Consider the following 26,001-nt stretch of genomic DNA (forward strand, 5'->3'; position numbering starts at 1 on the left):
TTATATAAAATTAGCCACTAAATGTCTTAAGATACTTTTAGATTTATTCTTCAAATAGTTTTTATAACCTAACTGCATAAGGTAATTGATATTTTCATTTTTAATGGCATCTAAATATTCCTGATCAAAATATTTAATTGCATATTCATTATATGTTGACTCGATTAACGAAATATCAGAAATGTACTCTTTTATGATTTCCGAAATTTCATCATCTTTGTACCTACTCTTAAATAAATTTGTTAAACAAGCTTTAAACGTATTGAGAAGCATCACACTTATGCCGTTATAATGATCTTGAGCACTTTCAGTAAAGTATTGATATATTACTCTTCTTTGTATTTTATAAGTATTGATTGTATCAACATACAGAGAGGACATGTATTTACTAGTAAATCCGCCCATTCGGTAATAATACAAGGCCTCATCTATGACCTTTACTTTTCTTGCTTTCAAAAAAACTTCTAAATTAAGAAAAAGATCATCACCAAAAAATATTATATTCTTTAAAAACATACCACTATCTTTTAACAAATCTTTTTTGTAAAGCTTACTACATAATGATGAAGGAAATGGATGTCCGTGCAAATAAGCCGCGGCTAAATAATTTTTAATTTCATCTTCTTCATAAATTCTATCTCTACTGAAATATGAACTTTTATTTTTTCTCTTAATTGTCCCCGACCAGCCGAGAACTCTGTACATATTGCAAACAGTGATGTCCAGTTTGTGAGCGTCTGCTTCCATGTAGAGTTTTTCAGCCATTCTTCTATGAATCCAATCATCCGCATCCACAAACATAATAAAATCTGATGTGGCAAAATTTATACCCACTTTCCTGGCGGCTATACTTCCTACATTTTTTTGCAAATTCAAGACACGAATTCTTTTGTCTTTTTTCGCAAAATAGTGGCAGATCGATGAGGTTTGATCCGTGGATCCATCATTAACCAGTATTATTTCAATATCAGTTAGTGTTTGGGACACAATGGAACGAATGCATTTATTTAGCTTTTTGCCGGCATTAAAAATCGGAACAATAATGCTAATTTGACTCATTTCTCAGTCTCCAATAAATCCATTATAATTCATCCTTTTGTTTTAAAACTGAAATGAAGCTAGTTGAGAAAAGTTTGTTTGATCTTTGGCGAAAAATTGAAAACAAAATGTCTTTTAAGTAAATAAATTCTTTTGATTTTCTATATAAAACAAAAAATAAAAAATTAACACTCATTAAGCCAAAACTTACTTTCAGGAGTATTTCAATGAACAAATTCGTTGATATCCCATTAAAACTCACTTGATTTAAAAAGGCTAAGCAAATTACCAAAATAAAGTTCTTACAATACTTAAAGAAATATGTTTTTACGTTTTTTTGAAATATGAATTTGTATAATATATATGGGTCGTACCAGAAATAAGTACATATCCTACTTACAACCGTTCCTAAAAGAACACCAGCAATACCAATTGTCTTAGCAAGCAGTATAGAAACAATTATATTTATTAATGCAGCAATCACCGGCCTGTATTTACCTCTTCTGAACATCCCAGTTGCTTCTCTAAATGTGGTACATGCATTTTGCATACCTGCAGTGAAAAAATTCAATAATATTGCCGCTAATACAAAATCATTTAATATATAATCTTTTCCCAACCATATTAATATTACTGGATTACATACGTTCCAAAGTAAAATAGTAAATAATCCAAAAACCCAAAAATTAGAGAATTGCAAAACATTAAATAAAAAGTATTGTCTTTCTTTTGTTTCCTTAACAACATAATTTCCTACACTCGCGCTTATTGAATAAAAAATATAGCCTAAGAATGTGTTTAGTGTGTTTAATATTAAGAGATAGTTCGAATACAAACCTACATATTTTAAACCCACTAGTACAGAAATTACTATATTATCTGTTCCATTAATGACAATTCCACTTAATTTATATAAAAACAAAGCATATAAATTTGCAAAAAAATCTTTCCGTTCTTCTAAGGAAAGTTTTTCTTTATTTTTAGTTCTTAAAAATGGGTAAATATTGTTTGCTTTAATAGATATAATTATATTTTCAATTATTCTTATAATGATTTGTGTCAATAGAACAAAAATGTAATTCCCGAACAATATCAAAATTACAATTTGAGCTGTATTAGAGATTATCACCAGAATTGCATGCAACTTTGATATAACATAATTCTTTTGATCGGCAATAAGGATGCTTTGCTTATATACCAGGAAGTAGGAAAAAACAGAGTTTAATAAAAACAGCATGTAAATAAGATTAATTTCTTTTATTGTTGTACTTCCCTTTATTAAGACAGGAAGAAAAGGAAGTATCATTAATCCTATCAGCAATACAATAAAACCCGTAATCGTATATGCTTTTTTGTATAAATTCATAAGAGCTTGGATTTTTCTATGATCTTTATGTACCAAGGGTTTATATAGACTGTAAATAATTGCTGTATCAAAGCCTAAGTTGGCAAGTGAAAGCATCATTAGAATACTTGAAAATAAACCTTCAACTCCAAGATACTCTGCTCCCAAAGTGTGAATAAATACGGTTCTCACCAAAAAACCCATTAACATACTAATCACTTGGCCAGATATACCAAAAAACATGTTTTTTATAGAATTTTGTATCCTCATAAATTATTAACCTGAAAATGCTGTGTGAATTTTTCTTTTTAGAATCGGGAAAAAATTTACTATTCTATATTTAAGAAGAGACTTTTTACGTTGTTCTTTAAATTGATAGTGGATAAACCAAGCAGCAATTTCAGGATTTTTTCTATAATTTTTTTTCATCCTATCTTGAATTAGTTCCCAATAGATTTTTATAAAGGTATCCGTAAAAAATTTCACTTCAGAATCAATTGCCTGTTTTAAGAATAGATTTAAATCTCCTGGAATATTGAAACCATATTTTATAGGATTTTCTCCTTCTGCAACAATTCCCATAATGGTTCTTAAACACTTTTCACATCGGCAACAGTTCTCTTCATTTTTAAAGCAAACCCTTATCGCTACTTTGCTTTTTATAGATGAATACTGATCTACCACCACCTTTACTTTATCTTGCCTGTTAAGCTCATATGCGTCATGAAAAACATGACTCGATGCAAATTTAAATTCATTGTCAACTGAAGGATCAGAAGCACAAGGGACTTTTAATAACGGCGTATTTGAACTTCCAATATATATTGTTTTAATCTTTAATTTATAGCAAATTGGTACTGCTGCAGAGATGATGGCTAAACCATGGTGGAGGCCATGCCACCATGTATCACCTAGTTTTCGAGAAAATTCCTTATTTATATTACTATCATCAATGAAAGTCCCGTAGTTGGATTCTACTAAAATATTTTGCAAGCCATTTTCGGATGCAAAATTCATTGCATTTTTTTTGTCTGCCTCCCAAACTTCACTATATTGTATATCCTTTTCATGCCATCCAAACTCCGTAATTAAAATTGGCCTTTTATCTTTAATTCTTACAAACGTTGCCAAAGCATCTAGTCCTCCACTAAAAAGGGATGCAGCTTCATTCGTGGGTGTATACTGATTTGGTATAATATTAGAAGTTCTAATTTCCCCTTTAAATTGTACATTAGGAAACATGTTTTTGTAACCAACTTTTACTTTTGCAAGGCATTTAAAAAAAGACTCATCCACCTCGTTAATTTCCAAAATAGAATCTGTAAGCCATACAAGAGGAATAATGTTTGCAACGAACGGAATAACTACTACACTGGTCGGCACATCATTTAAATCATAATTATATTTAAAGTACAAATGCTTGTATTTAAAGTACTTTGATAATTCTTTAGAAGTACTAAAAAAAAAGTCAACACGATTGTTGCTAACTGCTATTTTCTCAAGAGATATCTTGTTTTTCATTTTCAATCACCTGCCCAGGTTCAAATTGACGGAACCACTGATCAACATTATTAAAGTTGACATTAACTCCGGTGATAATTTCTGAGTTTATGAGTTTATCAAGTTGGTGGATTTCATTTCTGTTTATTGTATTTAAATTATACGTTTCACTCATCCCGGCTGCTCGTTCATCTATAGAAATTATAATTGAACGTTTCTTCTTTCTCATCGCATAGATACCTCCATGAAGCCTGGTACCTATATAATCAATATCAGTGGAAAGAATTTTCTCGAAATCATCTAATGTAGGCGGTAGAATTATTATGTTTTCAATATTTTTAAACTGTTTAATATAATCCAGATCATTCATACCTTGTATCCAAAAATATACCGTTTTATAATTTTTATTCAATGTGTTAATTAACACTTGATCTTCTTTATATACTCTTGATGAGGCAGTCAAAGTAAATACAACAGCATCTGACTTTTTAACTGGAATGTCTTCGCAAAAATCTTTTGTAAGGGACCAAAGCGTTGCGCAACCTGTATTAATCGCTTTAAAGCCTAAGTTTTCTACTATTTGTTTCGTTCTTTCATCTCTGACACTGTGAGCATACTCATGTGAAAGCACCTTTTTGTATAAAAGTTTTGTATATTTGTTTACCTTATTACCTTTTCCAGCTCCTACACCGACTAAAATACTTCCCTTCAATGGTCCATAATTAAATAAATTGATATTCCATTGAGGAAAATGTGTAAGCATGTCCATTGTAAGCAGGTTGGATCCACCAATAAACTTATACTTAGCATCTTTATATATTTGAACTCTGTGTGATCCTCTTGCTACTTGATACCAATGAAATGGAGAAACATGAGTTGGCAATGTTAGTAAAAATGCATCCTTGGTGATGTCTTTTAATTGATCTTTGACACATTTCATAATGATATCGTCACCCTTATTAAGCGAACCAACAGAAGTATCTAAAAGTAACATTTTGTCCAAGGTTTTAACCTCACTTCCTATTTAAAGCATTCATAAAAGAATTAATCACTCTCAAAATTTCATTCTCATTTAAATTTGATCCGGATGGTAAGCATATACCTGTTTTAAATAATTGTTCAGATACATTGTTTAAATCTTGATATTTTGTTGGGTTATCAAATATAGGTTGCATATGCAAAGGTTTCCATATTGGCCTTACTTCAATATTTTGTTTTAATAAGTGTTGTATAATCTCACCAGCCGATATCCCTGTTAAATCATCATTTACCGTGAGTGCGGTGAGCCATCTATTTGAATATGTGCCAGGCATTTCCGGCATAAACGTGATCCCTGCTATATTCGATAATTGTGCATAATATCTTTGGAAAATCCTTCTTCTGGCTTCTACTCTCTCATCAAGTACTTCCAATTGAGCTCTTCCAACACCAGCAAGAATATTACTCATTCTATAATTAAATCCCAGTTCACTATGCTGATAATGAACTGCCGTTTCCCTAGCTTGCGAGGCCAAATATCTCGCCCTTTCTAAAGCTGCTAAATTATCCGATATTAACATTCCTCCACCAGAAGTGGTAATTATCTTATTACCATTAAAAGAGTAAATTCCAAAGTCTCCAAAAGTACCACTCATTTTACCTTTATACAATGAACCTAAAGATTCAGCAGCATCTTCAACAAGAGGTACACCGTACTTTTTACATAAAAAAAGTAATTCATCCATTTTTGCACTTTGTCCAAATAAATTTACAACAATAACAGCTTTAGGAAGCTGCCCTGCGTGTTCGGCTTGTTTTAAAGCATCTTCTAAAGCGCCTGGTGACATATTCCAGGTTTCAGGTTCTGAATCAATAAACACCGGTTCAGCTCCTTGATAGAGAATGGGATTCGCGCTTGCCACAAAAGTAAGACTGGAACAAAAAACTTTATCACCTTTTTTAACATCTAATAAAATGAGAGCCAAATGAATAGCTGCTGTCCCTGAACTGACAGCTACTGCTCCTTTGGCTCCAACATAATTGGCTAGTTCATTTTCAAATGCATCTACATTGGGTCCTAATGGGGCAATCCAATTTGATTCGAAAGCATCTTTAATATATTTGTGTTCATTACCAGACATATGGGGGGGAGACAAATAAATTTTTTCTTGATTTTTTACAATCATGTTTCTACCACCACTTTATTCTTGTCTTTTTTAAACAAATGTCTCAATTCTTTTATGTTCAGCAGTTCTTTGAATTCTTCAATTTTATAATCCGCCTGATATTGACTCTGCTTAATGACAGTGTTTGAATATATCCCATCTCCCCTGGAAATTTGAACAGTTTTCCAACCTAACCATTTAGCAGTTATAAAATCCTTCGTAACATTATCACCTATATAAACACACTGCTTATGATCTGAATTCAACTGATAAATTAATCTTTCATAGGGTATTGGACTGGGTTTCCAATATTCCCTTCCTAAGGTATCAGAAAATATAATCGCATTAAATTTATGCTTTATGTTTAACGCCTCAACCTTCATTTGTTGAGCGACAAGATAACCGTCAGTAATAAGACCAACTTTAACATTTTCGTTTATTTCATTAAAAAGCCAACGTGCGTCTTCGAACAATTGAATATTTGGTCTATGACTCCTATAAACATTTACCATATCGATAATCATATCTTGGTTGTATGATATATCCAGAGTTTCAAGGGTTCTGTTAAACAACTGCTCAGTTACTCCATTATTGAAAAGCTTTACTGCATTATTGTAAAACTGATCTGTTTTTAATGCATTTTCTACCCATTGACCGACAGCCTTAAAACCGCTCAATACATAATCTTGTTCGTTAAATAGGGTATCATCCAGATCAAACACTAGTGTATTTATTTTCATAAATGTTGCTCTCCATATATAATGCTTCGTCGAACCTCAACATTGAAAAGCCATCTTTCCAAGTAAAGTCTTCAACGTTAAAGATAACTCCTTTGCTCATTTCAATAGTCCACAAAGGAAAGTTTGCCCCAGCTTCAATGGATAATGGAATCCCTCCACCGAAACGCGGGTTGATTTCAATTATTGAAATTTCACCATCCTCTTTCTTAAATAGCTGAACGGTAATACAACCACAAGATCCAGGCAAGACATTTAATAATTTTCTTACCTCATTAATTATTCTTTTATCCTTTTTTGTAGTACCTTTACTCACTTCCCCTGATCTTGTCTCTATTCGAAGACGTGGCACTATGGTTTTTATATTCCCTTCATAGTCCAGCATAACGTCAACTGTATACTCTTTACCTTGGATATATTCCTGTACTATGGCGTTAGGGATATACTCTTTAAAAAAATATAGTTCCTTTTCATTGTTTATTATTGTGACTCCTTGACTTGAACTTCCATTTCGAGGTTTTACAATTAAAGGGAAACTAAATTTTTTCTCTTCAAGTTCTTGTTCACTATAAACTTTTGGAGTAGGAATACTATTCCGTTGAAAAAATTCAAATGTTTTTAATTTATCATTAGCTATCTCATTTATTCTCTCTGATGAAACTAAGACGTTAATTCCGTGTTCATTAAAAACTAATTTATTTTTTGCTATTAAATTTAACTCGGTATCAATTAAGGGAATAACTAAATCAATTTCATTTAATACACATATAGATAATAATTCCTGAAGATAATTTTTATCAGTAACTTTTGGAACTAAATAATGTTTATCACTTATATAAGCTGTAGGAGCATTCCCTTTTAAATCGGCCGAAATAATTTTTCCTTTTATATTATTTTTAGACATAACATCTTTAAATTTTTGTATTAAGCTTACTCGCCTGCCTGAGCTAGTGAATAAGATATTTATTTTATCAATCAATGTTTTTTCCTCCTCTAAAAACAGGCATAGTGGCAAATTCACCATTCGAAATACCTTCAGATTTTATTACTTTAAAAATTGTTAAAAATAAAATCTTTAGGTCTAGGGAAAAACTATAATTTTCAACATACCACACATCCAGTTGAAACTTTTCCTCCCACTCAATGGCATTTCTTCCGTTAATTTGCGCCCATCCAGTAATCCCCGGTTTTACCAGGTGGCGTTTTGCCTGCTCAGGTGTATACAACGATAGGTATTCCATTAGCAGCGGACGCGGTCCCACCAGACTAAGCTCTCCTTTTAATACATTGATCAGCTGAATGAGTTCATCCAGGCTATACTTCCGTAAAAACCTTCCAGTTATAGTTAACCTAAGATGATCAGGCAATAAGTCCCCGTTCTCATCCTTTTCATTTGTCATTGTTCTGAACTTGTAAAGGTAGAATGGCTTTCCGTTTAATCCTGGACGTTGTTGTTTGAAAAGGACAGGAGAACCAATATTGATTCTTACAAGAAGTGTGGTTATAACGATAATCGGAGCCAAGCCGATTATTAATAGTAATGCGATGGTTATATCGAGAGCCCTTTTCAACCTCTCCCCCTCCTTCTATTGATTTTTTGTTGACATCAGGATTTGTTCCTTAATCTCTTCAATGATATCTTGTGCACTTTTGTTCTTGTCCTCATTGCTCTCACGGCAGATTTTTAACAAAATTTCCTGCAGCTTTTGCTGGGTCAGTTTCTCGGAGATTCCCATTCTTCCGTTTCACTTCCTTTACGCCATTTCAATCAGTTCATATAGCTTTTCAACTTCCTTGGCGTTGCCGTAACTTCTTCTCTTTGTGTTTTCACGTAAAGAAGCTACTTTTTGCTGATTATTGATCAATTGAATGATACCTTCAGTGACCCCCTCAACTCCCTGCTGTGTGATTACCCCGTCTATCCCATCTTCCAACTGACTTTTGGCTGTTGGGAAATCCGTGATTAAGACCGGCTTTTCCAAAATTTGAGCCTCGCGTACAGTTACTGCTTTTCCTTCATATCTTGAGGGCTGAACATAAATATCACATGCATTGATAAAAGGATAGGGATTGGTTTTCTTACCCAATAAAATGAAGTGTTCATTGATATTCAATTCATCAATTAACCTCTTAAGTTCACTTTCCAAAGGACCATAACCTACGATATACCACTTCACTTGATATCCCTCGTCTACTATTTTCCGGCATGCTCTTGCTGCATCATCTATTCCTTTCGCATGAGAAAGCCTTCCAACAGTAACCAATACGGTTTCGTTTGGACGTTTTGTTAATTTCGGCAACTCACTCAATTGTGCTTGTTCATAAATAAATTCAGGGGTCAGGATGTTTTCAATTACTTCCAATCGATCTTGAAAATGTGGGTAAACAGATAGAAAGGAATCTCTGCACCCGTTGGAGACCGCTACAAGGTGATCCATTCGCTCCCACATTTTCGTTTCCTCTGCCTGATTGACGGTAATGGTCGAGTAATCTGTGTGAATCCATCCTATTTTCTTCTTTGCTTTTACTTTTTCAGCTACAAAATAATGCGGCCATAAGAAACTAATGGCGGTATCATATTCACCTTTTAGCTTTGGTAGATAAGGCAATGCAAATTTCCATCCATATTGGATAATGTAGTAACCCGGTTCAGCACTTCCCACCAATCTTCCATGGAGCGCTCCTGCACATCTGGCAAACAACCTCGAAAAAAGAATCGGGAATGCTCGTTGCTGCATCACTTGTTTTATCGATTTTCGAAAGGTGGTGTATTCTGCTACTTCATTTAATAATCTTGGGCCTTCCGGAAGCAATGGCAGGAATTCTCCTTCATGTTTAAAAAGCATCAGATCCACATCATATTTGGTGTAATCGATACTATTTAACAAACCGATTAAACTTCTTTCCACCCCGCCTATCGCCAGATCGAACGAAGCAATCAGTATCTTTTTCTTCATCAGCTATCCCTCACCTTATGCCTTTATGCCATACAGCTCCATCCATTCAGGAAGATTGCTTGTAATGCTGTACCCATGGCTGGTTATGTTTTTTCTAATTTTTTCTCGATTAGGTCTATGAACCATCAAAGCTTTCTTGATCGCCAGAACCCAACTCTCTTCATTGAGAATAAGGTAAGACACCAAACTTAATCCCATATCTGTACTGCTCGGTACTGCAACAGACATTACACATGGCGTGGCAGCACATTGAGCTTCCAGTGCAGCGATACCAAACCCTTCAAATTTGGACGGAAATAAAAAAACGTCCATGGCACTCATCAGCCGTGAAACGTCACTTCTAACTCCTAAAAATTTTACATATGATGATAAATTCATCTTTTCAGCTTTTTCTTTAACTTCCTTTTGCAAAGGACCGTCTCCTATGAATAAAACCACTATTTTCTCATCTTCCTTAACCAATTGTGCCAGCACATTTAAAATGAACTCCTGATTTTTTGAAGGTGAAAACCGGCCCACATGTCCCAAAATTTTCACATCGGGTTTCAACTGCAACTCCTCGATCACACTGCTTTTGGAATGTTCCCGATTTATGGACTCAAAATGGGTTAAATCGATGCCGTTTTTCAGAATGCTTACTTTATTTCTTTTTAAGGAATGATTTCCATAAAGAAATCTTGCTGCCTCAGGACTGCAGCTACAGTATTGATTAGCTGAAACCTTTATTGTGGATTGAAGCAGCCTAAGAGCTGCTCGCTCTTTTACCGATTTACCTCTCGGCCAATCTGTACTGTGAGAATGACTGATTCTTTTCTTGATACCTGAAAGCCTGGCAGCCAGTGTAGGAAAACCGCTTTGATAATCTGTATGGGCGTGTACTGCAACATACGATTGCTCCTTCATGAGACTGACAAGATTTTTTATATACTTAAAAGGACCAGAAGATCCGAGGCTTGGAATGGAGTAAATCGTTCCTCCAAGAGACCTGATCTCATCATCATACTCCCCTTTTAGAGTATTATGGGTGACAAAATCAAATTGTATTCTTTTGCGGTTAATGTTTCTGTATACATTCATGATTAGTGTTTCTGCTCCTCCACGGTCCATGGAACTGACGATGTGCAGAACTCTTTTTACGTGTATCGCTTCATCCATAATCAACAACTGCCTTATAGAAAATTACTTTCATAGATAATATTCAGGCTAATCACATTCTCGAAATAATAATAAGCAAGATAACAAATCAACAAAACATAATAGAAAAGTTTCTGATCTTTCTTCCTGAAAAGATGCACCAGCCATGAAATTAAGATCATTTGGTAAAGTGTGAAATAAATGGAAAACCGGGCAAAGATCCAATTCTGTGAAGAAACGATCATGAATACGAAACCGATCACCGCCATATTGACGATATAGTCACTTTTGGGAAAGAGTTCTCTTAGTTTATCTCTTCCAAAAAAAGCAACCAATAAAGGGGCTCCGTTTACGGCAACTCTGATTGTGCTGGCACCACCCTCAGAAAACTCCTGATAATGTCCATATTGGGTATTCTGGATGGCTGAAAACAAAATCACGGAAAATTGATCAAAAGCGGCCACAATGAGTACTGACAGGATTAGAAGGATTAGGGTAGCTTTCGACCAGGCTTTAAAGCGTGCAATGAAATAGATTGGAATTAATACCAAGGCACTTTCGTGAAATAATGAGGCAAAAACTACGATGAGCATGTACTTTTTCCAATCACCATTCAATAGATATTTGGTTGCAGTGAATACGATTGCAGCAGCCAGACATTGCCTCATACCATTCATAGAAACAAGATACAAACCGCCAGTTATATACACAAAGATACTCAACTCAATCATTCTCGAATACTTATAAAGAACGAGAATAATAAGTAGATTGGTAATCACGGCAGTAGTAAAAATAAGAACTTGAGGATCATTGCTGAACACTTTCAGTAGTTTCTGCAGAATCCCAAAACCAATATCCTTTTGGTTCAAAATATATTCCCAGGTAAAATCACTGATTTCATACGTATGTTTATAAAAATACGTATCTCCGATATTGGACCGCAGCCCCGAAACCAGTACCAATGACAGAAACGCCATAAACACTAAAAGCTTATTGGGCCGTCTGAAAGATAGGGAAGATCCATTCATTGCGGGTGTTATGGCAAAATACCTGGCTAAGAACGCCACGGCAAAGACAACGGCAAGATTCATCCAAAGTATAGCCATTTTGCAGTTCCTTTCATCCGTTAAATATTAGAGTTCATCCTGCAAAGGTTAAGCACTCCTGGTTTTTGTACCAATATATAAATAGAGGAGCAAACCCATTGGCACCGCCAAAAGTGTCATCCCTTTCTTAGGTGTTTCTTTTAAAAAACTACGGTTGTTCATCATCAGACTGCTTGAAACATAGTGAACTGCCTGGCGAAATTTGAAGATTGTACTTGCGGATGGCAGCTTCATCAGTTCTTTTCGGTAAAAGGAAAAACCCTGTGGATTTTTCAGATATTGCTTGAACATATTTAAGGATGAACCATCCGGAAGGTACTCCACACAACAAATCGTTTCGTTCATCAATAACATTTCATATTCCTGATCCAGCTTGAAGTATTTATAAGCCAGTCCTACATACTTCTCTCCATCAAACAAAGGATAGGGATAGCGTTTGGTCAATGATGACCGGTATACGAGCTTCTTGTCTCCTTTAACACCGTGCTTTTGATATAAATCAAATAACGTGGAGGTCTGTAAATTTTCCGGCAGCCTTGTTCCAATGATGCTCCCGTCTGTATAGGCATCCAGCCCGATTAATCCGCTTACCTTGCTGCTGCCATGCCTGGTCCAGAAGGTAACAATTTTTTCAACGGCATCTTCAGGCATGTAATCGTCTGAATCAATACACACATTTAGCTCCGTATTAATCCGTTCATACGCTGTGTTATGAGCTCCATGCATTCCTTGATTGTTCTGTTTGATGTAGTCAATCTCGATTTCTTTTTCCTTGATCCATCCTTCAACAAGTTCTTTTGTAGAGTCTGCTGAACCATCATCAATAATCAGCCAAACAAACTCCTTGCAAGTTTGTCTCTTCAAGCTCTCGTAGCACTGATGAAGGCAATACGCACGGTTATACGTAGGCGTAAACACAGTTAGCAGTTTCACCTGACTCCTCCTCCCCAAGTGAGATAGGTCTCCTGTGCTTGCCTGGCTGTTTCACGGATATCAAATCCTTTGGATGCGAGAGCATGTTTTCCAATATTGCGCTCTTTACTCACGTTTTGGGCATAATGCTGCAGCTTGTCTAACCAAGCTCTCTTGTTGTCCAATGATAAAAAGTTTACTAGATTTAACTCCATGTCAGCTTGTCTCGTTATAGAATCGGAAATCATACAAGGTAACCCTGTTCCCTGAGCCTCGATCAGTGTGACCGGGAGTCCCTCATGAAGAGAAGGAAAAACAAATACATCAAACGCTTGATATAGACGCTGTACATCACTTCGAATTCCCAAAAATTTCACATGGGATTCCAGATTCAGTTGCTTCACCCTCTTCTCCACCTCCCGGCGCAGCGCGCCATCACCAGCCAAAAGCAGGACAGCTTTGTTATTGATTTTGTGATACTCCAAAAATAGTTCGATTAAAAACGAGTGATTTTTCTGCGGGGCAAACCTGCCTACATGGCCAATCACAAACGTGTTTTCTTCTATGTTGAGTTCTTTTCTTACCGAATTTCGGCATTCTGCAGTATATAAAAATTTCTCGGGTTCAATCCCATTATTAAGAACTCTGGCCTTTTGTGCATGTTGTGAAAACAACCATTGAGCGGCCTCATTGGAACAGGCGAAGAAATGTGTCGCATTTGACTTAATGCGGGTCCCTGCGTACCATTTATAGACTCTGGCGGCTGTTCCCCCTTCACTTCTTGTATTATGACTATGGGCGATGCGGTACGGAATTCTGCTTTTTTTTGACTCCTTTAACACTAGACCACTCATTTTATCCATATGAGAATGGATAATTTTGTACCCGCTATTGTGTTTGAAAAATCCATTCAGAGCATTCAGATACTTAAAATGACCGACATCACTGATGTAAGGAATCCGATGAATCCTTCCACCCAATTCTTTTATTTCTTCATCAAATACTCCTGAGCGGTTGGTTAAAAAATCGAATTGTACCTTTGTTCGATCAATATTACGGTACAGGTTCATAATCAACGTTTCAGCGCCGCCACGGTTCATATTCACCACAGCATGAAGGACTCTTAATGGATCTCCCATTTTTCTTCCTCCAATTCATTCATGTATTCCTTGCAAATGCCTGTTTTTTCAGCCAGTACCCTGGTTATTGAGAATTTGTCCAACACCACTTTCCTACCATTTTCCCCCATTCTTTTTCTCAATGCAGGGGAGGAAACAAGCATTCGAATTTTACTGACATAATCCGCAGTCTGCTGGGTTTCAATCATCCAGCCGGTACTATTATTTTTTATTAAATCAAGGTGTCCTCGATTTTTATTGGCCAATACAGGCAATCCGCATGCCATCGCTTCCAGAATATTAACGGGAAGTCCTTCCCTCAAACTTGAGGCGACGGCAAGATCACTGCAGTTCAAATAGGGAAGAATATCTTTTTGGTAACCAAGAAATTCGATCTTTCCACCAACTTTTTTGTCCTTGGAGAGTTGGCGACATTCCTCAATCAATGGCCCAGCTCCTGCCAAAAGCAATTTCACCTGTGGAAGCTCTTCTGCCAAATCAGCCATGATCTCGATGAGTAAGCGCTGATTTTTGTTTTTGTTAAATTCGGCCGCGTAAAAGAGAAGAAAATCATTTTCCTTATAGCCGAGTTTGCTCCGTATTTCCTGTTTTAAAGGTTCAGACACTGGTTGAAAGCGAGTGGTATCCACTCCAACACCATGTACATGATGTATGGCTGCCGCCTTGAAATGGTTAGCGTTCGCTGCTTGATAATCCTCATCATTAATGGTGATCAGGCTGTCTGTATTCTTAGCCAGCACTTTTTCAATAGGATAGTACAGCAGCCAGTTTAGGAGAGGTGCTCCTTTATAAAAGTGAAATCCATGGGCAGTGTATATCACCTTTGTCTTTTGGCTTTTCGCTGCCAGTCGGGCAAGGACTCCGCCCATCGGTGTATGGCAATCAATGATTTGATACTGATTTTCTTCCATTAAAGCTTTTAGCTCACGATAGGCCTGAACGTTATGCATGCTTATCGGAGATCTCTGAATCGACAAATTAAACTTTTTATCCGTATAAGGTAGATTGAGGCTCCCATGGGCTGCAACATGCACGAGCCATCCTTGCTCTTTAAACCATTTCATGACAGGCAGGTGAAATTTTTCAAAGTGAAAATCAACGGTGGCACAAAATAATATTTTTTTCATAGCTATCCCTTTTTCTGTTGGCTTTTTTAACTCGGAATAGTGACCATTTGCTCCCGAGCCTGATATTCATTGGTATAATAAAGCAATTTTTCTCTTAAAGAGTCTGCATCAAGCATGGATGCCTGTGCAATCAGTTCGTCGATCTCACTACGGTAAACCCCTGCCGTCGTCTTACCTACATAGATTTTTGGATAGACTTGCTGTTCATGAACCTCGTCAGGCTTTAATAATTCCTCAAACAGCTTCTCTCCTGGTCGGATACCTGAGTATTCGATGCCAATATCTTCGATGGAATAACCCGAAAGAGTAATTAAATTTCTGGCAAGGTCCACAATCTTTACTGGATCTCCCATATCCAGGACAAAAATTTCTCCGCCTTGTGCAACGGCTCCAGCCTGAATAACGAGTCTTGAAGCCTCTGGAATAGTCATAAAGTATCGAATCATTTCAGGGTGAGTAACGGTTACTGGCCCGCCTTTTTCAATCTGCTTTTTGAAGAGAGGAATGACACTTCCCCGACTGCCCAAAACATTTCCAAACCGCACCGCAACAAACTTTGTTTTGCTTTTAGTGTTTAACTCCTGAATGACCATTTCGGCCATCCGTTTAGTGGCACCCATCACACTTGTTGGATTGACGGCCTTGTCAGTTGAAATCATGACAAACGTCTTAACTCCATGCCAGTTTGCAGCTTCGGCAATATTTCTGGTTCCCATTAGATTATTTTTTACAGCTTCTTCCGGGTCTCGCTCCATTAACGGAACATGTTTATGTGCAGCGGCATGATAGATAACTTCTGGCAAATGCTTGCCTACGATATTTATCATTTTCTGTTGATCCTGTACATCTGCTATTTCTGTTACAAACTCAATGTTTGAATGTCCAAATGTCTCTCTTAGTTCCATTTCAATAGAATAAATACTATTCTCACCATGTCCTAAAAGAATCAGCTTGCTGGGTGAAAACTGAGAAACTTGCCGACAAACCTCTGATCCTATGGAGCCTCCTGCTCCTGTTACCATGACAACTTTATCTGTCAAATATTCAGAGATACTGTCAATGTCCAAATGCACGGGCTCTCTTCCTAATAAGTCTTCAACTTTCACATCACGAAACTCATTAATTGACACTTTTCCTGTCATCAGATCCTCAAGCATCGGAATGATCTGTGTCTTAACATTTGTTTTTGTGCATGCCTGTGCAATTCTGTTTAATTCTTTTTTTCCGAGCGATGGAATCGCGATCACAATATTTTCAATTTCGTATTCATTCACTGCTTGTTGGATTTGGGCGATTCCACCAATGACAGGTAGCCCCATAATATCCAGTTGTTGTTTTTTGAGATCATCATCAATAAAGCCAACAGGCTGCAGCTTGCTGTTGCTGTTTTTCAGCAATTGGCGTACAATCATCGTTCCCGCAGAACCGGCCCCAACAATTAATGTTTTTTTCTTGTTTGTTGTCTTCAAGAGGTATGTATCCCTAAACATTCTCCAGCAAAAACGCGAACCGCAAATAGACAGGACGTGAATCAGCCATGTTACAACCAGCAGCCGGAAATATATATCTTCCAAAAGAATTTCCTGGATGACACCTGCACACAAAATGGATAAGGTTACAACCTTCAATATCACAATTAACTCACCAATGCTTGCATATTCCCATGCCTTTTTATACAGCTTAAATTTTATTGAAAATAAATGGTGGCTGATTAAAATAACCATCGAGCTTATGACAATGGGCAGGGTCAAGACATGAATATCAGCACTCACTAAAAACCGGCTAAAGAAGATCGCGGTTAACACAATGACTGAGTCAATTGCTAAAAATAAAGTAAGTCTTTGTCTGTATGTCATAGCCTTCCTCCTCTTTTTCTTTATCTTGGCTATCGTAAATAAAAGAATTTAAGTATAGGTTCTTCGTAAAGAGCACATACTTAAATTCTTTTATATACAGTAAACCGTCCGCTCCTGCCTGAGTAGAAGCGGCCAGCTAACGTTTACTAGGGGCATTTAACCCCACCTCACATCACACTACCGACGACCGGCGTCTAAGGTTTGTTGTTAACCCACAGCATGACCGAGTGCCTCCATTGATATCAGGAAGGAGACATCCCCATAAAAACTAAATATAGAACGAATAATTCTTAATAACGAACAAAATGTTTAAAAAAATATGCAGCTATCGATTTACAACTGCTCCCAGGATGGGTGCTTTTGACAGCTCCAGCACACTTTGGGTCTCATGTACTTTTGCTTTTTTTGTTACTCCCCGTCTCATGACTAGGATGATGCCATCACTATGTTCAGCAATCAGCTGCGTATCCGTAATATCCAGTACAGGTGGTGTATCAACGAGAATAACATCATATTTATCATACATACTGTATAGAAAATCCTTTAAAAAATTTGAACTTAGCAATTCTGCCGAGCTAAGCGGCAAAGGACCGCTTGTAACGACATCAAGCCTGCCGATTTCGGTTGATTGAACGCTTTTACTTGTGGGCGATGAACCGTTGAGGATTGTAGACAGCCCATCCTCGTTATTCATCTTAAAAATAACATGTAAAGAAGGATCTCTAAGGTTTGCATCAATGAGTAGAACCTTTTCTTTATGCTGAGCGATTGAAACTGCTAAATTGGCAGCAGTTGTAGATTTTCCCTCTCCCTTTCCAGGGGAAGTAACCACAAAAACTTTTTTCCTGTTTTCTTTCGTCAGAAAATGAATATTCGTTCGTATGGTACGATATTGCTCTGAAGCCACTGAGTGCGGATGTGAAAAAGCGACTAAATTTCTCTTTTGGTTGACTGTATTTTTTCTTTTTTTATTTAACATCAACACTTTCACTCCTTACTTCATAGTTCTGCTGACTTTTCTGAAGTTTTCGTTGATCAATTTTTGGAATGCTCCCCAAAAGAGTAATTCCCAAAGCATCCAATTCTCTGGGTCCTCGTATCTTGTCGTCGAGAGAATCAAGCAGAAAAGCAAGACCGATGCCAGCCATTAATCCTATAATAAAAGAAATGGCAATCGTTCTCGTTTCATTCTCATTTATTGAATATGGATTTACCTTCGCTGGGGATAAATACCTCACATCCTTAAAATTGAGAATATCCGGTATTTCTTTTTTAAATACGGTAGCCGTGGTGTTGGCTATTCGAGCAGCCATTTCCGGATCAGTATCTGTGACATTAATACTGACGACTTGAGATTCGTCCACACTTTCAACATTTATTTTACCTGCCAGTGCTTCAGGTGTGATCTGCAAGTCTAGTTCATCAACTACTTTTTGCAGTACAGTAACATCCTTGATAATTACCTGGAGGGTCTTCATATTATCCTGGGTTGCCCCAATAATAATACGAGTGGAAGATTGGTAGAGCGGTGTTGTGTAATACTTAGCATAAAGACCGCCGCAAACCGTAAAAAGAATGGTGACAGCCGCAATTACCCAAAGCTGGCGGCGCATAACATTAAATAATTCTTTAATATTAATTTCCTTCGCTCGTTCTCCATCCATAATTTATCACCCGATCGGTTAGTAATAAAAGCATTCGTCCTTTATTTTGAACAAAATGGAAAGTTTTGTTCAAATTGGAAAATATATAGTCTTATTTTAGTTCTTTATACAGAACAAGTCAACTCTTATTGGGCACATTTACATGCTTACAACGAACGGGTTTCTAATAACTTAGTTTATTATTTGGAGAATACTCCTTTTCCTCAAAGAAATAAGAGATTTCAACATTGTATAACTGAGCCAGTTGGCTTAAAAGCTCGACTGAGGGCATCCGGCAGCCTCTTTCTATTTTTGAGAGATTGCTATAATTAAATTGAACCTCTTTTCCCAGTTCCTGCAACGTCATCCCATGATCTAGACGCAGTGTTTTTATACGTTGTCCAATATTCTTCATCTCATTCCCCTTTTTCACCTTAAGATTAATCTATCTTATACCACCAATTTGTTTGTTTAACAGATGCTGGAACATCCCTTTTCTCTCTGCAAGTTGCGAAAAGCCCCCTTTTTGAACAATCCTTCCCTTTTCCAGAACCACCACTTGATCTGCATTGCGGATGGTAGACAACCGGTGGGCAATCACAATAATTGTCATTGATCCTTTAATTCTTTCCAGAGCCATTTGGATTTTCGCTTCATTTTCTGTATCAAGTGAGCTGGTGGCCTCATCGAGAATTAAAATAGACGGTCGTTTCAGAATCGCCCTTGCCAATACAAGCCGCTGTCTTTCGCCACCAGATAGCTTTACGCCTCTGTCGCCTATTTGTGTATCCAAACCATCTGGAAGCTTATTGATAAACTCTGCACTTGCGGAAAATTCAAGAGCTTCCCAGATGTCCTCTTCACTCGCATTGGGATGAACAATCAGTAAATTATCTCTGATACTTTCATTAAAGAGAAAGGGATCCTGTGGAACATAACTAATGGATTGTCTCAGTGCTTTCACATTTTTCCCGGAAAGCCGATGTCCATCTATCAACACATCTCCGTATTCCGGCTGATTGAGACCTGTTAATATATCAATCATTGTACTTTTTCCTGCCCCCGACTTTCCAACGACTGCCGTCATTCGGTTTGCTGGAATGAATAGATTAATATCTTTTAACGCAAAATGATTTTCCTTTTTATTGTATCGGAACGCCACGTCCCTGCATTCTATCCCATTCACTAATGACAAACGTTTACTTTCCATTCCTCCTGCTTCTGACTCGCAAGCCTGTTTAGTTTCTTCCTCTAAAGCTTGAACATTAACAAAGGAAGGAATATAAGAGGCGAGTTGTTCAAAGCTGGATTGAATTCCCGTAAACCGCGGCCACAGTCTTGAGAAGATTAGCAAAATAATGAGCAGCTGCCCTGTCTGTCCATGAAACAGGTTCACCGATAAATAAATAAAAATCGCAATAAGGACGGCAGATGCACCTTTGTAAAAGAGCTGTGAATCCGATTTCAGTCTTGAATAATCAATTTGTTCTTGTACCATGCCATCATTAAGTCTGGTAAGCCATTTAAGCCGTGACGTTTCCAAGTTGTTTACTTTGATGTCCTTTATTCCATTGAGCTGATCGGTAATCCCCGCCAAATATTGCTGTGCCAACTGAGAGGTCCTGTTCCCGAGTGATTTGGAACGTTTAATAAATTTACGTGAGAAAAAGGCAAGTATGAGACCAGATAATAAAACGAAGAAAGTAATATTGGGCGCCAGACAAAAGGCAATCCCAATCTGTATCGCCGTAAAAATCAGCGACGTTAAAAGCTGCATAAACAAACCAATACCAGCATTTACCCGTGCTAATTCAATTGTCAATGAATTAATAAGATCCGACTTTCGCTTTTTAATAAACAGGTTCCAGTTAGAATACAATAATGACTCATAGAGTTTGATTCGGACATCCTGTATAAATCCCTGGTGCATACCGATTGTAAAAATAGATAATTTCCTCTGAATGATATTTTGCAAAATAACGACCAAAACATAGATACCTAAGACAATGGGCAGAATTGTTTTGACCGAATAGCCATTAAAGGATGGCAAGTACTCCATTAAAAAGCTGGTACTGCTTGATTTCATAATCCCACTTACACTAAGGAGCGGAACTAGAAGAAATATTCCTATACCTTCAAGAACGCTTATAAACACCATTCCAGCAAGGTTGATGTACCACACTTTGCCGCAATAAGTATAAAACCGTTTCATAAACTGAAGAACTTCACTCATACTGTCAGCCCCTTCTAAAACAAAGCTTGCTTTCTTGTTTTTCTCCAAGCACATAAAAAAGGACGTAAAGGAAAATACAATACATGCAGGATGCGGGGCAATGGCAGCGTCTCAACATCCGTGTAAAAAGGATAAAGAAGACTGAGAGTGTAAAGTATCTTTTGATGTACCGACATAATGGAAATTAAGTATTTTTTATGATAGCTTGCCACATCTTCAGCCAATGGTTCCTTGTGCAAACTCACCATTCGCTTCATATAAAACATAGTATCTACCGCCAATTTCCCGGGACGATTACCGCGCAGCAAAGGTTCCATCTCTTTTAAAACGGGTGTGTGAAAAAAATGGGCTGACAGCAGTATGGCCTGTCCACCTATGTGTCTGTAATTGTATCTGTCCATTAGCGCATTCGTTTTTTTCCAGTCGATGGCCTGCCTTGACAGCCGGTCAATATCACCCAGCCAGCGTAAACGGGACCAACCATGCCTCGCCCCATGCGTCGTTAAAAATAAAAAGAGATCTTCTCTGCCCAAAATAAAAATCTCTCCTATTGAAAGCGTACTTTTTCTCTTTCTTGTCCATAAATCTACAAAAGAAGGTTCTTTCGCAGGACCTGGGTTAAGGCGCCAATGCACTTCGATTTTTATGTTCTTTTCCGGATGTAGGAATGTAATATGATGATGCCGCCATTTCCAGTCATTTAACACCGTCAGTATGTAATCATCTTTTTGATAGCCGAGCTTTTCAAGAATTCCTTCTGCTTGCTCCAAATTTTCCAATGGTATTAGGACATCAAGATCTGATGAGGTTCGTAACGAAATGTCACCATACAAATCCTCACCGAGGACAGGACCTTTTAATACAATCATTTTGATGTCATTCTGAATAAAAAGTTGGTTGACCAGATCCATTTCACCGCACAGTTTCAACATGTTGAATACATTCTGTTTATAGCAAGACTGCAGCTTTTCTGAAGTTTGTTCCGGAAGATTATTGCCCATTTTTTTGCAAATCAGTGGGTAAAGCCTGTGATGTACGGCAAGTTGAAAAAATTCCTCATAATTTAATCCCTCGAGATACTCCTTCTTATCAGCAGGTTCATCTTCCTGAATCATCTCAAGGATGGCGGTTAGCTCGACAGGAATCTGTTTTTTATCCAATTCCGCTTCTTTTGACATGATTTTCTCCTCTGTTTTCATTTGCAAATTTGGCTACCACAGAAAATTCCGCCATTACATCTGCTCCTGTAATGATGCGTGATCCACTTCTCAACCAGGCATGGGCAATTAATTTTCCTTCTTTATCTTTTGCTGTTCCTAAATAAAGTGTGCTTGGAATTCTTCGGCGGCGCAGCATTTTTGTCCCCGCAATGGCTCTGACCAAACATTTACTTTCCCAGGGGGTACGGCGACTGATAATGTGCAAAACATCCGAAATGCTGTTGAGCATAGGGATATCTTCGTTGATGTCATCTTCAGCGGTTTCCTTCATTGGAACTCCAAGTGTTGGGGCAACCTTGGAAAATGGAATTGATATTAATATTCGGCCCAGACCCAAATAATAAAGTGCTTCAAGAAAAAGCCATTTTTTCTTTGAACCAAGAAAAAGAAACGTTCTCACGATACGAAAACCGTTTGCCATATGCTTGCTCCTAGGAAAGCTGAATCAACTGTTCTGCATGCAGTTGTTCCAGAAACGGCAATACCTCTTCTTTGCATTGTTCTTCATCAATTTGATAATCATTTAACATATCACTGATCAAATCACTGACTTTTACAGGCGTCTTGATTTTCCCCCAAATAATTCCTCCAATGGATCCAAGATTGTAGTACTTCCCGTTATTAATACTCAACATAACCTTTTCTCCACCCATATCACTTACAATGTTGCCACTGGCCTGAACGACTTTCGTTTGTAATTCGACAGTTGAACTCTTAATCATGGTTTTTCTCCTCCTGAATTACTGTTGCTAAAATAAGATCTGCCATTGCATTGGCACTGAAACCTGTAGCAGGTCGGAAAATTTGATACATCTTTACTTGTTCGGCAATCTTTGCAGCTGTTCTGAAATGCCATTCAAGCAGTCCCATACGCTCCAACAAAAGAGAACGAAACGTTTGATGATATAGCGTCTGAAGCTTTTCCAATTTATTTAAAGGGCTGATTTGAAGAGCCTCTGCAGGAGGTTTCAGCTCAATAATCCCTTTAAGCGGAAGCTCTTCACTAGAAAAGGCGTGATCAACCGGAACAGCATATTTGGTTTCCCTGCCATATAAAGGCTGATATTGTCCTGGGGAACGTTCAAACTGATTTAAACTTTCCTGCCAAAGCTTTTGCCGGGGATAGGTTGGCAAAACAACTGGTGAACCTAAAGCGGAAAAAACAACCGGTATGACATCGTCGGTTAATAAAAAATATCCTTTGTTTATAAAGGCTGCGGCAAGGGTCGACTTACCTGCCCCTGATTCTCCCACAATCGCATAAGCCCCACCCTGGACCACAACAGCACTGCCATGTAACGGGATCGTTCCCCGCTGCATCAATACAGCTCCCATGCAGCTGCCTAGAATGTACAGCCTGATTTTATCCGTGTTACTGTTTGGAAAAGGAGAAACCATTATTTTTCTTCCATCCTTCACATAAAAAATAGCTGTATCCGGAACTTGAAACAGGACACTGTCTCCATTGATAATATTAAACCTCCCAGGATTGGCATCTGTTTCTTTCCATAGCGCAGCCAGATCCTCTATTGTAATAGAAAGGTCATAATTTGTTATGTCGTCACTTTTGAAAAGTTCCGGCAAGGGTATTTCACTTTTAAACTTGATTCCAAAGCCTTTATAAAAATAGGATACCGCCTGTTCTATAATCACCTAATCACTCCAGCAGGATGTAATAATTGCCCTTATACAGTGAAACTGTATAAGGGCATGAGTTATCAATAAGTATAATATATTGCTGCGATCCTCTAGCTAAACTTTACAGGATCGTCTGGGTCAGGTTGTGTAGCATCAGGTGTTTTTCTTCCTGGACCTGCCATTGTCATGTTCACATCAAGCACTTCCAATACTGGCTTTTCCCAATCTTTTTTCATCTCTTTCACCCCCTTTCAAGTGAGCACCTATAACAAAATGATAGATAATTAATGACCTCATTAAGGTTCTGAATTCATCCTCAAAAACTTCATTTGCATTCGGACTATGCTCCAACTTTTTAACTGATTCAGATAAGAGAGCTGTATTAAGGAACTCGTTCATCCATGAGTGAGTGCACATTTTCTTAGCTTCACTCACAAACTCTTTCCAAAAAGACGACATACGATGAATTCCATCTGCTCCTTGAACACCTCTTGTACGTTGATTCAACCTAATATTGTCAGGCAGATAGCCCTTTGTTGCCCTTCTGATCAAGGAACGATCCTGACCATTTTGTACATATTGGTTTTCTGGGACTGATAAGCAAAACCGAACTACTCTTAAATCGTTGGTTGGATCTCTGTCCCATAAAACTTGTTTTAACGATAATTTGGTCGTATATGTACCATTGATGTTCCAGTAGTATAATTTTTCAAACTGGGTTTTCTTTACTTCATACGCGCTCTGTCGAACAATTCCTGAAACATCAACTTCATGTTCTTTTAAACGTTCAAGCACTCCTGTCTTTTGGGCAAACTCAGAATTAATAATTAAGGGGTAAGGCTTTTCTTGTACATTCCCACGGTCTGTAAATGGAAATGCCTTCTTTCTAAGGTGCTTGAATATCTTGGATTTGTTTACCCCTATATTTTTACTGTAAGAACGAAGCTCTTGATTAAACTTAATCCATTTCATTTTCCTTAAAAGCTGTGTTTGATACTCCAGAGCCGGTCCCCATGAAATCGTCCAGTTGCCCCGTTGTCCATTAAGAAGTACCCCGACTCCCTGCTCGTGAGCATGTTCATAAATTCCCTTGAGCCAAAACGAATTCTCATAAAATTTATACGGCATTTCCAACGTATCGAGCCAGTCATCAATTTCGGTATAGGGACTTTTCCCTTCAAAATCAAAGTAGTGGTCTTGGATATTCCCAACATACTTGACAGTAGATTCAACAAATGGCCGTTCATTGGCCACCCTGCTTTTCGGTGTCCAGTCGACAAAGTCTTTGACCGGTACATAACTGTATGTGTACAACGGCTTATTTTCCTTTTTTAATGACCTTGCCGCAAAGCTTGCAACTGACCCAGAATCAAGCCCGCCGCTTAAATGCGCACCTACTTTTAAATGAGTACGCAGCCTCGCATCTACCGCGGTTTGGAATACTGCACGGAAGGCTTCCTCATATTCCTCATTGGATTTTAATTTTATTTTTTTATCAAATTCCAGGGTCAAATAGCGTGAAAGGGTTACGTTTCCGTCGACGATTGAGATGGTATGCGAAGGTGGAAGTTGTTGGATGGAGTGATATACGGTTGAACGAACGTCCACGGATTCAAAGTTCCAAGGAATTGCTAGATAATCAGCGAGCCATTGTTCATTTAGGTCTTTAGTTACAAAATCAAGAGTTAACAAAGGATTCATTGCTGTACAAAAAGCAAAGCGATTGTTCTTATTTGTATAATAAAGCGTCCGGCATCCTGAGAAGTCTCTTGCTCCGAACAGCTTTCGTTTTTTTTCATCCCAAATCATAAAGGCAAAATCACCCACTAAATATTTTGCGCAATCCTCTCCCCACTTCTCATAAGAGAGAAGGATAATCTGGCTATCGGGCATTTCTTTCCGAAGCGCGTGATGGACTTGCAGTCGTTCGAATAATTCGGTTCGGTTATCAATAATCGCATCAGAGGTAATAACCAGCTGTTTTTCATAGTCGTAAAACGGGAGTTGTTCTCGAATTGATTCAGGCGTAATCCATTGCGCATGACAACCAAGAAAAATTTGCTGGTTTTGCCACGTCTGCACAGCATCAGCCGGATAACGGCTTAATGTTTGCATCATGTTCATGCCAGCCTTTGGATTGACAGGTTCATTATTAAAATGAAGTATTCCAGCTATTGCACTCATGGTTGTCCTCCAAATATCCTTAATAAAAAAACAGAAACGAATGGTAAGAATCAAGCAATTTCGTTCTCTAAAAAGAACGATTGATTAT

26 protein-coding genes are annotated in these 26,001 nt (G+C 37.6%); all 26 read right to left on the reverse strand.

Features of this window, described 5'->3' with window-relative positions:
* The 26 genes from QNH15_RS18680 to QNH15_RS18805 all read right to left on the reverse strand — a co-directional run bounded on the left by QNH15_RS18680 (position 1) and on the right by QNH15_RS18805 (position 25,913).
* Positions 1 to 1,059, reverse strand: coding sequence for a glycosyltransferase family 2 protein (locus QNH15_RS18680; protein WP_283889663.1), 1,059 nt, complete (start codon positions 1,057 to 1,059; stop codon positions 1 to 3).
* A 22-nt stretch (positions 1,060 to 1,081) separates the two neighbouring features.
* The gene (locus tag QNH15_RS18685; protein WP_283889664.1) at positions 1,082 to 2,653 is read right to left on the reverse strand and encodes a lipopolysaccharide biosynthesis protein; all 1,572 of its coding nucleotides are present in this window, start codon (positions 2,651 to 2,653) and stop codon (positions 1,082 to 1,084) included.
* A gap of 6 nt (positions 2,654 to 2,659) precedes the next feature.
* On the reverse strand, positions 2,660 to 3,904 hold the full coding sequence (locus QNH15_RS18690; protein ID WP_283889665.1) for a peptidase: 1,245 nt from the start codon (positions 3,902 to 3,904) through the stop codon (positions 2,660 to 2,662).
* A complete protein-coding gene (locus tag QNH15_RS18695; RefSeq protein WP_283889666.1) occupies positions 3,882 to 4,886 on the reverse strand; it encodes a polysaccharide pyruvyl transferase family protein in 1,005 nt (334 codons plus the stop codon). Before QNH15_RS18695 ends, QNH15_RS18690 begins: the two co-directional genes overlap by 23 nt.
* Before the next feature lie 10 nt (positions 4,887 to 4,896).
* Positions 4,897 to 6,048: a DegT/DnrJ/EryC1/StrS family aminotransferase gene (locus QNH15_RS18700; RefSeq protein WP_283889667.1), complete on the reverse strand. Its 1,152-nt coding sequence runs from the start codon at positions 6,046 to 6,048 to the stop codon at positions 4,897 to 4,899.
* Positions 6,045 to 6,767: an HAD family hydrolase gene (locus QNH15_RS18705; protein ID WP_283889668.1), complete on the reverse strand. Its 723-nt coding sequence runs from the start codon at positions 6,765 to 6,767 to the stop codon at positions 6,045 to 6,047. The genes QNH15_RS18700 and QNH15_RS18705 overlap by 4 nt, the downstream gene beginning before the upstream one ends.
* Positions 6,742 to 7,731 carry an ATP-grasp domain-containing protein gene (locus QNH15_RS18710; RefSeq protein WP_283895653.1) on the reverse strand — a complete coding sequence of 330 codons (990 nt, stop codon included), beginning with the start codon at positions 7,729 to 7,731 and terminating at the stop codon, positions 6,742 to 6,744. Before QNH15_RS18710 ends, QNH15_RS18705 begins: the two co-directional genes overlap by 26 nt.
* A gap of 4 nt (positions 7,732 to 7,735) precedes the next feature.
* The gene (locus QNH15_RS18715) at positions 7,736 to 8,335 is read right to left on the reverse strand and encodes a sugar transferase (protein WP_283889669.1); all 600 of its coding nucleotides are present in this window, start codon (positions 8,333 to 8,335) and stop codon (positions 7,736 to 7,738) included.
* A 15-nt stretch (positions 8,336 to 8,350) separates the two neighbouring features.
* Complete coding sequence (locus QNH15_RS18720) at positions 8,351 to 8,500, reverse strand: YwzD family small protein (protein ID WP_283889670.1); 150 nt, start codon at positions 8,498 to 8,500, stop codon at positions 8,351 to 8,353.
* 18 nt (positions 8,501 to 8,518) lie between these two features.
* Complete coding sequence (locus QNH15_RS18725) at positions 8,519 to 9,724, reverse strand: glycosyltransferase (protein WP_283895655.1); 1,206 nt, start codon at positions 9,722 to 9,724, stop codon at positions 8,519 to 8,521.
* Between the two features lie 12 nt (positions 9,725 to 9,736).
* Complete coding sequence (locus QNH15_RS18730; protein WP_283889671.1) at positions 9,737 to 10,876, reverse strand: glycosyltransferase family 1 protein; 1,140 nt, start codon at positions 10,874 to 10,876, stop codon at positions 9,737 to 9,739.
* Between the two features lie 14 nt (positions 10,877 to 10,890).
* Complete coding sequence (locus QNH15_RS18735; RefSeq protein WP_283889672.1) at positions 10,891 to 11,961, reverse strand: EpsG family protein; 1,071 nt, start codon at positions 11,959 to 11,961, stop codon at positions 10,891 to 10,893.
* A gap of 48 nt (positions 11,962 to 12,009) precedes the next feature.
* Complete coding sequence (locus QNH15_RS18740; protein ID WP_283889673.1) at positions 12,010 to 12,894, reverse strand: glycosyltransferase family 2 protein; 885 nt, start codon at positions 12,892 to 12,894, stop codon at positions 12,010 to 12,012.
* Positions 12,891 to 14,012: a glycosyltransferase family 1 protein gene (locus QNH15_RS18745; protein WP_283889674.1), complete on the reverse strand. Its 1,122-nt coding sequence runs from the start codon at positions 14,010 to 14,012 to the stop codon at positions 12,891 to 12,893. Before QNH15_RS18745 ends, QNH15_RS18740 begins: the two co-directional genes overlap by 4 nt.
* Positions 13,997 to 15,145 carry a glycosyltransferase family 4 protein gene (locus QNH15_RS18750; protein WP_283895657.1) on the reverse strand — a complete coding sequence of 383 codons (1,149 nt, stop codon included), beginning with the start codon at positions 15,143 to 15,145 and terminating at the stop codon, positions 13,997 to 13,999. The genes QNH15_RS18745 and QNH15_RS18750 overlap by 16 nt, the downstream gene beginning before the upstream one ends.
* A gap of 20 nt (positions 15,146 to 15,165) precedes the next feature.
* A complete protein-coding gene (locus QNH15_RS18755; protein ID WP_283889675.1) occupies positions 15,166 to 16,995 on the reverse strand; it encodes a polysaccharide biosynthesis protein in 1,830 nt (609 codons plus the stop codon).
* Between the two features lie 325 nt (positions 16,996 to 17,320).
* Positions 17,321 to 17,974 (reverse strand): CpsD/CapB family tyrosine-protein kinase, encoded by a 654-nt coding sequence (locus QNH15_RS18760; protein WP_283889676.1) that lies wholly within the window; start codon positions 17,972 to 17,974, stop codon positions 17,321 to 17,323.
* Positions 17,964 to 18,659 carry a YveK family protein gene (locus QNH15_RS18765; RefSeq protein WP_283889677.1) on the reverse strand — a complete coding sequence of 232 codons (696 nt, stop codon included), beginning with the start codon at positions 18,657 to 18,659 and terminating at the stop codon, positions 17,964 to 17,966. Before QNH15_RS18765 ends, QNH15_RS18760 begins: the two co-directional genes overlap by 11 nt.
* A gap of 163 nt (positions 18,660 to 18,822) precedes the next feature.
* Complete coding sequence (locus QNH15_RS18770) at positions 18,823 to 19,053, reverse strand: helix-turn-helix domain-containing protein (protein ID WP_283889678.1); 231 nt, start codon at positions 19,051 to 19,053, stop codon at positions 18,823 to 18,825.
* A 30-nt stretch (positions 19,054 to 19,083) separates the two neighbouring features.
* A complete protein-coding gene (locus tag QNH15_RS18775) occupies positions 19,084 to 20,871 on the reverse strand; it encodes an ABC transporter ATP-binding protein (RefSeq protein WP_283889679.1) in 1,788 nt (595 codons plus the stop codon).
* A 14-nt stretch (positions 20,872 to 20,885) separates the two neighbouring features.
* Positions 20,886 to 22,049: a nucleotidyltransferase domain-containing protein gene (locus QNH15_RS18780; protein ID WP_283889680.1), complete on the reverse strand. Its 1,164-nt coding sequence runs from the start codon at positions 22,047 to 22,049 to the stop codon at positions 20,886 to 20,888.
* Positions 22,024 to 22,512: a lasso peptide biosynthesis B2 protein gene (locus QNH15_RS18785; protein ID WP_283889681.1), complete on the reverse strand. Its 489-nt coding sequence runs from the start codon at positions 22,510 to 22,512 to the stop codon at positions 22,024 to 22,026. Before QNH15_RS18785 ends, QNH15_RS18780 begins: the two co-directional genes overlap by 26 nt.
* 10 nt (positions 22,513 to 22,522) lie before the next feature.
* Positions 22,523 to 22,813, reverse strand: a complete 291-nt coding sequence (locus QNH15_RS18790) for a lasso peptide biosynthesis PqqD family chaperone (protein WP_283889682.1) — start codon at positions 22,811 to 22,813, stop codon at positions 22,523 to 22,525.
* Positions 22,806 to 23,744 carry a phosphoenolpyruvate carboxykinase (ATP) gene (locus QNH15_RS18795; protein WP_283889683.1) on the reverse strand — a complete coding sequence of 313 codons (939 nt, stop codon included), beginning with the start codon at positions 23,742 to 23,744 and terminating at the stop codon, positions 22,806 to 22,808. Before QNH15_RS18795 ends, QNH15_RS18790 begins: the two co-directional genes overlap by 8 nt.
* 95 nt (positions 23,745 to 23,839) lie before the next feature.
* Positions 23,840 to 23,965 carry a paeninodin family lasso peptide gene (locus QNH15_RS18800; protein WP_283889684.1) on the reverse strand — a complete coding sequence of 42 codons (126 nt, stop codon included), beginning with the start codon at positions 23,963 to 23,965 and terminating at the stop codon, positions 23,840 to 23,842.
* Positions 23,925 to 25,913 (reverse strand): asparagine synthase-related protein, encoded by a 1,989-nt coding sequence (locus QNH15_RS18805; protein WP_283889685.1) that lies wholly within the window; start codon positions 25,911 to 25,913, stop codon positions 23,925 to 23,927. Before QNH15_RS18805 ends, QNH15_RS18800 begins: the two co-directional genes overlap by 41 nt.
* Positions 25,914 to 26,001: the final 88 nt, after the last annotated feature.

This window comes from Fictibacillus enclensis (assembly GCF_030123385.1).
In the GTDB taxonomy this organism is placed as follows: Bacteria; Bacillota; Bacilli; order Bacillales; family Fictibacillaceae; genus Fictibacillus_C; species Fictibacillus_C enclensis.

Coding starts and splice junctions, on each gene's coding strand:
- QNH15_RS18780 (WP_283889680.1), bottom strand. CDS start 22,049: ATGTCAAAAGAAGCGGAATTGGATAAAAAACAGATTCCTGTCGAGCTA.
- QNH15_RS18720 (WP_283889670.1), bottom strand. CDS start 8,500: ATGGGAATCTCCGAGAAACTGACCCAGCAAAAGCTGCAGGAAATTTTG.
- QNH15_RS18700 (WP_283889667.1), bottom strand. CDS start 6,048: ATGATTGTAAAAAATCAAGAAAAAATTTATTTGTCTCCCCCCCATATG.
- QNH15_RS18735 (WP_283889672.1), bottom strand. CDS start 11,961: ATGGCTATACTTTGGATGAATCTTGCCGTTGTCTTTGCCGTGGCGTTC.
- QNH15_RS18705 (WP_283889668.1), bottom strand. CDS start 6,767: ATGAAAATAAATACACTAGTGTTTGATCTGGATGATACCCTATTTAAC.
- QNH15_RS18730 (WP_283889671.1), bottom strand. CDS start 10,876: ATGGATGAAGCGATACACGTAAAAAGAGTTCTGCACATCGTCAGTTCC.
- QNH15_RS18775 (WP_283889679.1), bottom strand. CDS start 20,871: ATGAGTGAAGTTCTTCAGTTTATGAAACGGTTTTATACTTATTGCGGC.
- QNH15_RS18785 (WP_283889681.1), bottom strand. CDS start 22,512: ATGGCAAACGGTTTTCGTATCGTGAGAACGTTTCTTTTTCTTGGTTCA.
- QNH15_RS18770 (WP_283889678.1), bottom strand. CDS start 19,053: ATGAAGAATATTGGACAACGTATAAAAACACTGCGTCTAGATCATGGG.
- QNH15_RS18680 (WP_283889663.1), bottom strand. CDS start 1,059: ATGAGTCAAATTAGCATTATTGTTCCGATTTTTAATGCCGGCAAAAAG.
- QNH15_RS18745 (WP_283889674.1), bottom strand. CDS start 14,012: ATGGGAGATCCATTAAGAGTCCTTCATGCTGTGGTGAATATGAACCGT.
- QNH15_RS18800 (WP_283889684.1), bottom strand. CDS start 23,965: ATGAAAAAAGATTGGGAAAAGCCAGTATTGGAAGTGCTTGATGTGAAC.
- QNH15_RS18685 (WP_283889664.1), bottom strand. CDS start 2,653: ATGAGGATACAAAATTCTATAAAAAACATGTTTTTTGGTATATCTGGC.
- QNH15_RS18690 (WP_283889665.1), bottom strand. CDS start 3,904: ATGAAAAACAAGATATCTCTTGAGAAAATAGCAGTTAGCAACAATCGT.
- QNH15_RS18765 (WP_283889677.1), bottom strand. CDS start 18,659: ATGGATGGAGAACGAGCGAAGGAAATTAATATTAAAGAATTATTTAAT.
- QNH15_RS18755 (WP_283889675.1), bottom strand. CDS start 16,995: ATGACATACAGACAAAGACTTACTTTATTTTTAGCAATTGACTCAGTC.
- QNH15_RS18760 (WP_283889676.1), bottom strand. CDS start 17,974: ATGTTAAATAAAAAAAGAAAAAATACAGTCAACCAAAAGAGAAATTTA.
- QNH15_RS18805 (WP_283889685.1), bottom strand. CDS start 25,913: ATGAGTGCAATAGCTGGAATACTTCATTTTAATAATGAACCTGTCAAT.
- QNH15_RS18790 (WP_283889682.1), bottom strand. CDS start 22,813: ATGATTAAGAGTTCAACTGTCGAATTACAAACGAAAGTCGTTCAGGCC.